General features: G+C 71.5%; 11 protein-coding genes, 1 tRNA gene and 2 pseudogenes. 8 read left to right on the forward strand and 6 right to left on the reverse strand.

The genetic code is table 11. The features are described 5' to 3' along the window. The 3 genes and pseudogenes from GT030_RS30270 to GT030_RS30280 all read left to right on the forward strand — a co-directional run. Nucleotides 1-180, forward strand: a pseudogene (locus GT030_RS30270) (sugar ABC transporter substrate-binding protein); the annotation flags it as partial. Further along, nucleotides 180-1,244, forward strand: a complete 1,065-nt coding sequence (locus GT030_RS30275; protein WP_161203819.1) for an ABC transporter permease — start codon at nt 180-182, stop codon at nt 1,242-1,244. The pseudogene GT030_RS30270 and the gene GT030_RS30275, both read left to right, overlap by 1 nt. 5 nt (nt 1,245-1,249) lie before the next feature. Beyond that, entirely contained in the window at nt 1,250-2,065 is an 816-nt protein-coding gene (locus GT030_RS30280) for an ATP-binding cassette domain-containing protein (RefSeq protein ID WP_202460749.1), read from the forward strand. A gap of 7 nt (nt 2,066-2,072) precedes the next feature. Here GT030_RS30280 and GT030_RS30285 read toward each other — a convergent pair whose 3' ends face one another. Beyond that, nucleotides 2,073-3,101, reverse strand: a complete 1,029-nt coding sequence (locus GT030_RS30285; protein WP_202460750.1) for an alcohol dehydrogenase catalytic domain-containing protein — start codon at nt 3,099-3,101, stop codon at nt 2,073-2,075. 122 nt (nt 3,102-3,223) lie between these two features. Here GT030_RS30285 and GT030_RS30290 point away from each other — a divergent pair, with 122 nt between their 5' ends. Together GT030_RS30290 and GT030_RS30295 are read left to right on the forward strand one after the other, a co-directional pair. Beyond that, a complete protein-coding gene (locus GT030_RS30290) occupies nt 3,224-4,093 on the forward strand; it encodes a helix-turn-helix transcriptional regulator (protein ID WP_161203821.1) in 870 nt (289 codons plus the stop codon). Then, entirely contained in the window at nt 4,090-4,635 is a 546-nt protein-coding gene (locus tag GT030_RS30295; RefSeq protein WP_161203822.1) for an AAA family ATPase, read from the forward strand. The genes GT030_RS30290 and GT030_RS30295 overlap by 4 nt, the downstream gene beginning before the upstream one ends. Nucleotides 4,636-4,765: 130 nt before the next feature. Here the strand turns inward: GT030_RS30295 and GT030_RS30300 are convergent, their stop codons facing one another. Further along, nucleotides 4,766-5,770, reverse strand: a complete 1,005-nt coding sequence (locus GT030_RS30300) for a Gfo/Idh/MocA family oxidoreductase (RefSeq protein ID WP_161203823.1) — start codon at nt 5,768-5,770, stop codon at nt 4,766-4,768. Nucleotides 5,771-5,813: 43 nt separating this feature from the next. After that, nucleotides 5,814-6,974, reverse strand: coding sequence for a Gfo/Idh/MocA family oxidoreductase (locus tag GT030_RS30305; RefSeq protein ID WP_161203829.1), 1,161 nt, complete (start codon nt 6,972-6,974; stop codon nt 5,814-5,816). Nucleotides 6,975-7,114: 140 nt separating this feature from the next. Between GT030_RS30305 and GT030_RS30310 the strand changes: the two genes are divergently transcribed. Continuing rightward, nucleotides 7,115-7,633 carry a hypothetical protein gene (locus GT030_RS30310; RefSeq protein WP_161203824.1) on the forward strand — a complete coding sequence of 173 codons (519 nt, stop codon included), beginning with the start codon at nt 7,115-7,117 and terminating at the stop codon, nt 7,631-7,633. A gap of 67 nt (nt 7,634-7,700) precedes the next feature. Beyond that, a tRNA-Pro gene (locus tag GT030_RS30315) sits at nt 7,701-7,774 on the forward strand. A 200-nt stretch (nt 7,775-7,974) separates the two neighbouring features. On the opposite strand, the gene GT030_RS30320 is transcribed toward GT030_RS30315, so the two are convergent. The 3 genes and pseudogenes from GT030_RS30320 to GT030_RS30330 form a co-directional block, all read right to left on the reverse strand. Further along, the gene (locus tag GT030_RS30320) at nt 7,975-8,883 is read right to left on the reverse strand and encodes a haloalkane dehalogenase (RefSeq protein ID WP_272920737.1); all 909 of its coding nucleotides are present in this window, start codon (nt 8,881-8,883) and stop codon (nt 7,975-7,977) included. Continuing rightward, nucleotides 8,880-9,284: pseudogene (locus GT030_RS30325) on the reverse strand (pyridoxamine 5'-phosphate oxidase family protein). The gene GT030_RS30320 and the pseudogene GT030_RS30325 overlap by 4 nt, the downstream one beginning before the upstream one ends. Next, nucleotides 9,281-9,973: an NAD(P)H-binding protein gene (locus GT030_RS30330; RefSeq protein WP_161203826.1), complete on the reverse strand. Its 693-nt coding sequence runs from the start codon at nt 9,971-9,973 to the stop codon at nt 9,281-9,283. The pseudogene GT030_RS30325 and the gene GT030_RS30330 overlap by 4 nt, the downstream one beginning before the upstream one ends. Nucleotides 9,974-10,049: 76 nt before the next feature. On the opposite strand from GT030_RS30330, the gene GT030_RS30335 reads away from it, so the two are divergent. Next, on the forward strand, nt 10,050-10,606 hold a 557-nt coding region (locus tag GT030_RS30335; protein WP_161203827.1), incomplete at its 3' end, for a TetR/AcrR family transcriptional regulator.

Raw genomic sequence — 10,606 nt, forward strand, 5'->3', positions numbered from 1 at the left:
TTCGCCGTCGACCAGCAGCCCTACCTCCAGGGTTATTTGGCCGTCGACTCGCTGTGGCTGTACAAGAACAACGGCAACTACAGCGGCGGCGGCGAGCAGCCGGTGCTCACCGGCCCGGCCTTCGTGGACAAGTCCAACGTGGACCGGGTCGCCGAGTTCGCGGCGAAGGGCACCCGCTGATGAGCACCGCCCAGCGGACGGAACCGGCCTCCGGGCCGCCCCCGGTGTCCGGCCCGGTGCGGGGCGCCGGGCGCCCGCTCGCGCTGCGGCTGGTGGCCCGGCCCGAAGTGGGCGTCTTCCTGGGCGCGTTGGCCGTCATGGTGTTCTTCCTCGTCGCGGCGCCGACCCTGCGCCAGGGCGACTCGATGGCCACCGTGCTCTACCAGTGCTCCACCATCGGGCTGATGGCGCTGCCGGTCGCCCTGCTGATGATCGGCGGGGAGTTCGACCTGTCCTCCGGCGTCGCCGTCATCACCTCCGCCCTCACCGCGAGCATGCTCAGCTACCAATGGACAGTGAACGTCTGGACCGGCGTCCTCGTATCCCTGGTCCTCTCCCTGACCGTCGGCGCGTTCAACGGCTGGATGGTGGTGCGCACCGGGCTGCCCAGCTTCCTGGTCACCCTTGGCACCTTCCTGATCCTCCAGGGCGTCAACCTCGCGGTCACCAAGCTGGTCACCGGCAATGTCGCCACCGACGACATCAGCGACATGGACGGCTTCGGGCAGGCCAAGGCGGTCTTCGCGTCCTCGGTCGACATCGGCGGCGTCCAGGTGAAGATCACCGTCTTCTACTGGCTGGCCTTCGCCGCGCTCGCCACCTGGGTGCTGCTGCGCACCAAGTACGGCAACTGGATCTTCGCCGTCGGCGGCAGCAAGGAGAGCGCCCGCGCGGTCGGTGTCCGGGTCGACTTCACCAAGATCACGCTGTTCATGCTGGTGAGCTTCGGCGCGTGGTTCGTCGGGATGCACAACCTGTTCGCCTTCAACACCGTGCAGTCCGGCGAGGGTGTGGGCCAGGAGCTGATCTACATCGCGGCCGCGGTGATCGGTGGCTGTCTGCTCACCGGCGGCTCGGGCTCCGCGATCGGGCCCGTCTTCGGGGCCTTCATGTTCGGCATGGTCAACCAGGGCATCGTCTTCGCGGGCTGGAACCCCGACTGGTTCAAGGCGTTCCTCGGCGTGATGCTGCTCGGCGCCGTCCTGATCAATCTGTGGGTCCAGCGCACGGCGACCCGGAGGTGAGTGAGATGACCGACCAAAGCACCGCCCCGCTGGTGGAGTTGCGCGACGCGGGCAAGTCGTACGGCAATGTACGCGCCCTGCACGGAGTCGACCTGACCGTGCGCGCGGGCCGGGTCACCTGTGTGCTCGGCGACAACGGCGCGGGCAAGTCCACCCTGATCAAAATCATTTCGGGTCTGCACCGGCACACCGAGGGCGAATTCCTGGTGGACGGCGAGGCGGTGCGCTTCGACAGCCCGCGCGACGCCCTCGGCAAGGGCATCGCCGCCGTCTACCAGGACCTCGCCACCATCCCGCTGATGCCGGTCTGGCGGAACTTCTTCCTCGGCTCCGAACTCACCAAGGGGCCCTGGCCGTTGCGCCGACTGGACATCGCCCGGATGAAGGAGACCGCCGACCGCGAACTCCGGGAGATGGGCATCGCCCTGGACGACCTGGAACAGCCCATCGGCACCCTCTCCGGCGGCCAGCGCCAGTGCGTGGCCATCGCCCGCGCCGTCCACTTCGGCGCCCGGGTGCTGATCCTGGACGAGCCGACCGCCGCGCTCGGCGTCAAGCAGTCCGGGGTGGTCCTCAAGTACATCGCCGCCGCCCGCGACCGGGGTCTCGGCGTCATCTTCATCACCCACAACCCCCACCACGCCTACATGGTCGGCGACCACTTCAGCGTCCTGCGCCTCGGCACGCTCGAACTCAGCGCGGCGCGGGGGGACGTCACGCTGGAGGACCTGACCAACCACATGGCGGGCGGGACGGAACTCGCGGCGCTCAAACACGAGCTGGCACAGGTGCGGGGGGTGGACGTGGCGGAGCTGCCGTGACGTCGGCTCATGGGCGGATGAGCGCCTTGAGGACCCGGCGTTCGGCCATGGCCCGGTAGGCGTCGGGCGCCCGGTCCAGGGCGAATCGGCGGTCGAAGACACGGCCGGGGTCGATCGTGCCGTCCAGGACGTCGGGCAGCAGGTGCTCGATGTAGGCGCGGGCGGGGCTCGCCCCGCCGGTCAGGGTGATGTTGCGCCGGAACTCCGTACGCCCGAGGGGCCCTTGCTCGTACTGGGGTACGCCGAGGCGGCTGATCACGCCGCCGTCCAGGACGGTACCGAGGGCGGTGTCCAGGGCCTCACGGGTGCCGACGGCCTCGATCACCTTGCCGACTCCGCCGGTGAGATCGCGGATGCGGGCGACACCCTCCGTGCCGCGCTCGGCGACGACATCGGTGGCGCCGAACTCCGCACCCAGGTCCGTACGTTGTCCGTGACGGCCGGCGAGGACGATCCGTTCGGCGCCCAGCCGCCTGGCGGCGATCACCGCGCAGAGCCCGACCGCGCCGTCCCCGATGACCAGTACCGTGTCACCGCGTCCGACGCCCGCGGTGACCGCGCCGTGGTGTCCGGTGGTCATCACGTCCGAGAGGGCCAGCAGCGAGGGCACCAGGGCGGAGTCGGCGGCCACGGGCAGCTTCACCAGGGTGCCGTCCGTATGGGGGACGCGGACCGCTTCGCCCTGGCCGCCGTCGACGCCGTCGAAGCCGTACCGGCCGCCGTCGCGGCACGAGATGTGCAGGCCCCTGGCGCAGTAGCCGCAGGTGTTGTCGCAGTAGGTGAAGGGGGTGACGACCAGGTCGCCCGCCTTCAGTCCGGTCACCTCCGCGCCGGTCTCCTCGACCACGCCGAGGAACTCGTGGCCCATGGGGCGACCGGTGTCGGTGACGGGCATCGAGCCGTACGGCCACAGGTCGCTGCCGCACACGCACGCGGCGACCGTCCGGACCACGGCGTCGGTGGGCTTGGCGATCTTCGGGTCGGGCCGGTCCTCGACGCGGACGTCTCCGGCTCCGTACATCACTGCTGCACGCATGAGTGCTCCTGGGGGAGGGGGGCTCCACCTTCGCCCGGTCGCCGTCCGGGTGGCAGGGCGGGATCTTCGGGGGTAATGACAGGGCCCCTCTCGTACGCGCCGCGCCGGGGGAGACTGGGGGAATGGCATCAGACAGCGAGAGCGCCGAACTGGGCCGCTTCCTGCGCGCCCGCCGTACCCGGACCAGCCCCCAGCACGTCGGCCTGACCGTCGGCCCCGGCATCCGCCGCACCCCCGGCCTGCGCCGCGAGGAGCTGGCCACGCTCGCCGGCATCAGCATCGACTACTACGTACGCCTGGAACGCGGCAAGGAGACCCGGCCCAGCCCCGCCGTGCTCGACTCGCTGGCGCGTGCTCTGCGCATGGACGACCAGGAGCATCACCACCTGCGCGAACTCGCCGCCCGCGCCGCCCGTTACACCCCCGAGCCGCCGCCCGCACCCAGCCGCACGGTACGCCCGCACCTCAAGCTGCTGCTCGAATCGCTGCGCCCGTACCCGGCCTACGTCATCAGCCGCAGCATGGACCTGCTCGCCTGGAACCCCGGCGGCCTCGCCCTCTACGCGGGCATCGCCGACTGGCCCGCCACGCAGCGCAACCTCGCCCGCTACTTCTTCCTGCACCCCGCGGCCCGCGACCTCTTCACCGACTGGGAGCAGCAGATCGCCGGCTGCGTCTCCCGCCTGCGTGCCGTCGCCGGAACCGCCCCGGACGCCCCCGATCTCACCCGGCTCGTCGGCGAACTCCTCCTCAAGAGCCAGGAGTTCGCCGGTCTGTGGGAGCGCTACGAGGTCACCCGGCGCAAACCCGCCACCAAGACCTTCCACCACCCCCAGGTCGGCACGGTCACCCTCGCCTCCCAGGTCCTGCACGTCGAAGCCACCCCCGGCCAGCGCATCAGCGTCTACACCGCCGAGCCCGGCACCCCCGCACACGACGCCCTCCTCCTGCTCGACATGACCGCGCCCCAGCGCGCGCACGCCTCGTCATGACGGTCGGCACCGAAGAAACCCGGCTGATTGTCATCCGGGGCAACAGCGCCTCGGGCAAGTCCTCGATCGCGGCCGGACTCCGCGAACGCTTCGGCCGCAACCTCGCCGTCGTCGGCCAGGACAACCTCCGCCGCGACGTACTGCGCGAGCACGACCGCCCCGGCGCCGCCAACATCGGCCTGATCGGCCTGACGGCCCGCTACGCGCTGGACGCCGGGTTCCACACGGTCGTCGAGGGCATCCTCTACGCCGACCGCTACGCCGCGATGCTGACGGACCTCGTACGCGAGCACCGGGGCGTCTCCCGCTGCTACTACCTGGACGTGCCGCTCACCGAGACCGTCGCCCGGCACGCGACGAAGAGCGACGCGGCCTGTCTGTCCCGGGTCACCGACGACCACCTGCGCGACTGGTACCGGGAAGGGGACCTGCTCCCCGGCGGACTCGAGACCGTCATCGACGCGAGCAGTGCCCTCGCGGAGACCGTGACGCGGATTATGCGCGAATCCGGGCTGGACCGGATACCGCCCGTCGACCGCTGAGGCTTCAACTCTGCCGCTGCACGGGACCGTTGCCGATCAGGCTCCGCGCGCGGTCCCGTACCGCCTCCGCCACGACCTCGCGGAGCGTGGGGGGCGCCGCGGCGGGCTCGGTCATGGCCCGCCTGGACCCTCAGCCTGTTCGGGCCTCCGTCAGGGTCACCGGCCGGTGCTCGCGGAGGGAAAGCGTGCACGCCTCCGCGATCCAGCCCGCCTCCAGCGCCTCCCCGACCGTGCACGGGGAGGGCCGTGTACCGGCCACCACCTCGGTGAAGGCGGTGAGTTCGGCGCGGTAGGCGTCGGTGAAGCGGTCCATGAAGAAGTCGTGCGGGGTGCCGGAGGGGAAGGTGACGCCGGGCTCCGCCGAGCGGATCGGCAGCCGGTCGTCCAGCCCCACCGCCAGGGAGTCCGCGAACCCGAGAAGCTCCATGCGCACATCGTGACCCCGCGCGTTGTGGCGGGAGTTGGAGACCACCGCGATCGTGCCGTCGTCCAGCGTGAGGACCGCGCTGGTGGTGTCGGCGTCGCCCGCCTCCCCGATGTACGCGGCCCCCCGGTTGCCGCCGACCGCGTACACCTCGGTCACCTCGCGGCCGGTCACCCAGCGGATCATGTCGAAATCGTGCACGGAGCAGTCGCGGAAGATGCCACCGGACGCGGCGACGTACGCGGCGGGCGGTGGCGCCGGGTCCAGCGTGGTGGAGCGCACCGTGTGCAGTTTGCCCAGCTCGCCGGAGCGGACGGCGGCGCGGGCGGCCATGAAGCCGGCGTCGAAACGGCGGTTGAAGCCGATCTGGACCGGCACCCCGCTCTCCCGCACGGAGTCCAGCACCGCCATGCCCTCCGCGATGGTGCGGGCCACCGGCTTCTCGCAGAACACCGGCACCCCCGCGGCGACCCCGGCCCGGATCAGCGCCGGGTGGGCGTCGGTGGCGGCCGCGATCACCAGGCCGTCCACCCCGGCCGCGAGCAGGGCCTCGGGGGAGTCCGCGACCTGGGCCCCGTACCGTTCGGCGGCCGCCTTCGCCGCGTCCGCGACCGGGTCGGCGACGACCAGGGAGGTGACGGCGTCCAGCGCGGACAGGGTCTCGGCGTGGAAGGCGCCGATGCGGCCGAGGCCGAGAATTCCGATACGCATGTGCTCAAGTGCTCCTCGTGTGTGCTGGGACAGGGGCCGCGCTTCAGCTCACCGGCAGGTCGACCCACCCCCGGCTCCCGGCCGACACCTCCATCGCGTCCAGCACACCGGCCGCACGCACCGCGTCCGCGAGCGTGGCGCCGTACGGCTTGCCCTCCGCGACCGAGCGGAGGAAGCGGTACGCCTCGATGACCTTGAGGTCGTCGTACCCCATCGCGTTGGCCGCGCCGGGCTGGAACGCGGCGAACTCGCCGTCGCCCGGGCCGACGTACACCGTGCTCACGGGCTGGTCCTGGTACAAGCCGCCCCGGCTGACGCGGAGTTCGTTCATACGGCGGAAGTCCCAGGACACCGCGCCCGCGGTGCCGTGCACCTCGAAGCCGTAGTTGTTCTGCTCGCCGACCGACACCCGGCACGCCTCCAGTACGCCACGGGCGCCCGAGGCGAAGCGCAGCAGACAGCTCACGTAGTCCTCGTTCTCCACCGGGCCGAGCTCGCCGCCCGCCGCGAGGGTGTGCCCGGCGGTCGCGCCGGTGGGCCGCGAGCGCTCCGGGACGAACACCGCCGTGTCGGCGGCCAGCGACGCGATGTCCCCGAGCAGGAAGTACGCGAGGTCGGCGCCGTGCGAGGCCAGGTCGCCCAGCACCCCGCTGCCGCCCCGACTCCGCTCGTACCGCCAGGTCAGGGCGGAGTCGGGGTGTGCGGCGTAGTCGCTGAGCAGCCGGACGCGGGCGTGGGTGATCCGGCCGAGCCCGCCGGAGGCGATCAGCTCGCGGGCGGACTCGACGGCGGGCGCGTTGCGGTAGTTGAAGCCGACCGCGGCCTGGACACCAGCCGCGGCGACCGCGTCCGCGACCGCGCGGGCGTCCGCGCCGCTCAGCCCGACCGGCTTCTCGATCCAGAGGTGCTTGCCCGCCTCCGCCATGGCGACGCCGATCTCGCGGTGCAGGAAGTTGGGCGCCGTGATGCTGACGGCGCGCACGCGGGGGTCGGCGGCGACCTCGCGCCAGTCGCGGGTGGCGGTGGCGAAGCCGTACTGCGCGGCCGCCTCCTCCGCCAGACCCGGCACCTCCTCGGCGACCGTCACCAGCTCGGGGCGCAGGGGGAGCCGGGGGTAGTGGTGCGGGAGGCGGGCGTACGCCCGGGTGTGCACCCGGCCCATCCAGCCGAAACCGACGACGGCGACACCCAGCGCATCCACGATGACAGCCCTTCTCGGGACCAGATCCACATCTGCCGGGCCCACCTTTGTGCGGACAAATACCGGGTGTCAACCCTGGTGCGCGGCCCCGACCGGTGCATACCGGCGTGCGGGGGCGCGGGGAGCGGGTGATCGTGGGAGTCATGGCTGCTGACCTGACGGCGGAGACCGGCACACCCCGGCCGCGGCGCGACACCCGCGAGTCCGTCCTGTTCGGCGGGGTGTACGGCGCAGTCCTGGCCAGCTCCCTGGTCGCCGCGCTCACCCAGCACGGGCACAGCTCGGCGGCCAGCCGGCGCTACGACGCGCTGTGGGTGCTGGTCACCGCGTTCGCCTCCGCCTTCGCCCACGGCTACGCCCACCACATCGCCGACCGCGGCCCCCGGCGCCGGGGCGAGGTGCTGCGCGCCCTCCGCGACGAGTGGCCGCTCGTCGCGGCCGTCCTGCCGACCGTGTTCCTGCTGGCCGGGGCGGGGTGGGGGTGGTGGCCGCCCGGTGACGTCGAGTACCCCGCCCTCTACCTCAACATCGCCCTCCTCTTCACCCTCGGGGTCCTCACCGCCCGCCGGGCCTCCCGCCGATGGGCCTCCGCCCTCCTCATCGGCCTCGCCGACGCCCTCCTCGGCTTCGTCGTCGTCATCGCCAACGCCCTCATCAAGTGACGGGCACCGGCGCGGGTGCGGTAGGGTTGACCTGCGTGATCACGCGGAACACTCCGCCGGATCACCTCGGGACGTGGCGCAGCTTGGTAGCGCACTTGACTGGGGGTCAAGGGGTCGCAGGTTCAAATCCTGTCGTCCCGACTTTACGAAGTCGCAGGTGAGGGGTCGTTTCAGAGGAAATTTGAAGCGGCCCCTTGATCATTCTTGGGGACCGCTTGGGAACACGTGCATATTGAAGGGGCTGTGGCGCACCTTGACCCGGTCAAGGTGCGCTGCGTGGAGGCTTCGAGCCGGTGGAGGGCGACGCCGGCACGGATCGGCACCGCCGTGATCGAGGACGCCTACGGGCGTGCCAGCCCGTGACGGTCGGCCCAGTCGTTGATCGCCGAGGCCAGCTCCTCGGGGCGGTCCTCCGGGGAGTGGTGGCCGGCCAGGCCGTGGCGGGAGACCTCCAGGCACGCGATGTTCTCCTCGCACCAGGCCACGGTCCCCTGGTCGGTCATCGAGCCCGGTCCCGGCTCGAACGCGGCGAGCAGTTTGGGGACTTCGAGGCTGGCGGCCAACCAGGCGTCGTACCGCTCGATGCGGGCCACGACGTCGGCGGGCTCGGCGTCCAGCGGCATCATGCGCGTCCACGCCAGTACCGGGCGGCGGCTGTGCGGGGTCGGGAAGGGGTGGCGGTAGACCTCCAGGTCGGCAGGGTCGAGCGGGGTGGCGAGTGTGTCCGGGAGCCCCTCGATGAACAGCGACTTCTCCAGGATCATCTCCTCGCCTACCCCCGGGGTGCGTAGGAGAGCGAACAACTTCCGCCCGGCTTCCGGGAATTCGTCGCCGACCAGCGGCTTGATGATGGTCTCCGTGAAGGCGAGGCCGCGGACGGTGCCCGGGAGGCGGGCGGCGCGGTCGAAAGCGAGCGCGCCGCCCCAGTCATGGCCGACGAGGACGGTGTCGGTAAGGCCGAGGGCGTCGAACCACGCGTCGAGGTAGCGGGCGTGGTCGTCGAAGGAGTAGGCGAGGTCGGGCTTGCCGGAGTCACCCATGCCGATGAGGTCGGGGGCCAGAAGGCGGCGGCCGGGCGCGGCCACCCCAGGCAGGACGTTCCGCCACAGGTGGGAGGAGGTGGGGTTGCCGTGAAGGAAGACGAAGGGCAGCCCGTCGGGGTCGCCGGACTCGCGGTAGTAGAGGGTGGAATCGAGGACGGGGAGGGTGGGCATGGCGGTGTCACTCCGCTTTCGATACCGGGGATTCAGAGGTTGAGGTTCAGGACGCGGTCGACGGCGATCTCGGCGACGACCAGGTCCAGCGGGGTGGGCGGGTCCGCGCGGTAGCGGACGGTATAGCGGCGGACCGCCTCGGCCAGGTGAGCGGGGGCATGGGTGACGGCGGCCCGGCCTTCGAGTGTGATCCAGCGGAAGCCGTCCGCCTGACAGAGCGCTCCACGGGCCGCCGGCCCGGCCGCCTTCACGTTCCGGGCCTTGCGGGCCCCCGCCCGGGTGGTCACCCGGACCAGGCCGGCGGCCGCGTCGAAGGTGAAGCGGACGGGGGTGACGTGCGGAGTGCCGTCGGGACGGAGGGTGGTGAGGGTGGCCGTGTGCGGGAGAGTGAGGAACGCTCATGCGACGGACGAAAGTTGGAAGGTGGGGCGGCTCACTTCCTCTTCACGCCCTCGTTCCAGATCAGCTTGGCGATGTTCGGCTTCACGGCCGTGGTGATGACGCCCATGGCGGTACGGACGTACCGCCGCTCCGTCATTTCGCGCAGCATGCTCGCGGCGAGGTCGGCACGGGCGGTGAAGACGCCGTCGGCGCTGGTCTCGGCAGTGTGGTAGTCCGTGACGACGGGGTGCTCGAACAGGCCCGAAGGCCGGACGAAGGTCCAGTCGAGGCCCGTCTGACGGATCACGGCCTCCATACGGCGCATGTCCTCGTGGAGGGTACGGCCGAGACGTCGGTTCACCAGCGGGTCGAGCACATGGTTGAAGAAGTGCGCGCCGGTAGGGCGCCAGTTCGGGTCGGCGATGCTGGAGCTGACGGCGAGCAGCCGCTTGATGCCGTGGCGGGCCATGGCTCCGGTGATGACGGTGGCGCTCGCGGAGTACGTGGTAATGGTCCCCTTGCTGAAGCGCGCGCCCAGCGCGGAGAGGACGGCGTCCGTGCCGTCGATCGCGGCTTCGACAGCCGCCGGGTCGGTGGCGTCGGCGACGGCCACGGCGAGGCCGGGCCGCGCGGACAGGGAGCCGGGTCTGCGGGTCACGGCGACGACCTCGTGGCCGGCGGCCGGGGCCTGTTCGATGAGGCGGCGGCCGGTCGGTCCGTTGGCGCCGAAGACTGCGATACGCACGGTGTCGGGTCATCCCTTCGTGTGGTAGCGGGAACGCCCTTGACTGTGCTGCTCACTCAACGCAGGCTCAATGCTGATGAATAACGCCGTCCCTGCCCCCGCCCGCACCCGAGGCCGCCCCCGCGGCAACCCGCCGACCCGTGAGTCGATCGTCTCGGCGGCCCGTTCGCTGTTCCTGGAGCACGGCTACCGGAGCACCACCCTGCGCGCGGTGGCGGGGGCCGTCGGAGTCGACCCGGCGCTGATCGTGTACCACTTCGGCTCGAAAAAGGGCCTGTTCGCGGACGTGATGCAGTTCCAGTGCGCCAATGCGCTGGCGAGGGACGAGGTCCTCGGCGGCGATCCGGCCACCCTCCCCGACCGCCTGATCGACGCGGTGACCGACCTGTGGGAGGACGCCGACTTCCAGCAGCTCACCCTCCAGGGCGACGAAGCCGCCGAGGTGATCCGCGAATACCTGGAACGCGAGCTGCTGGCCCGGCTTGTTGAATTTCTCGGCGGCCGGGACGCGACCGCCCGCGCCATGGCCGTAGTGACGATCCTCGGCGGCCTCATCTACACCCGCTACCTCAACCCCCTCCCCACCCCCGCCGCCCTCACCCCGTCCGAGATCCGTCACAGCCTGACACCGGC

It is taken from the genome of Streptomyces sp. SID1328, from assembly GCF_009865595.1.
In the GTDB taxonomy this organism is placed as follows: Bacteria; Actinomycetota; Actinomycetes; order Streptomycetales; family Streptomycetaceae; genus Streptomyces; species Streptomyces griseoluteus.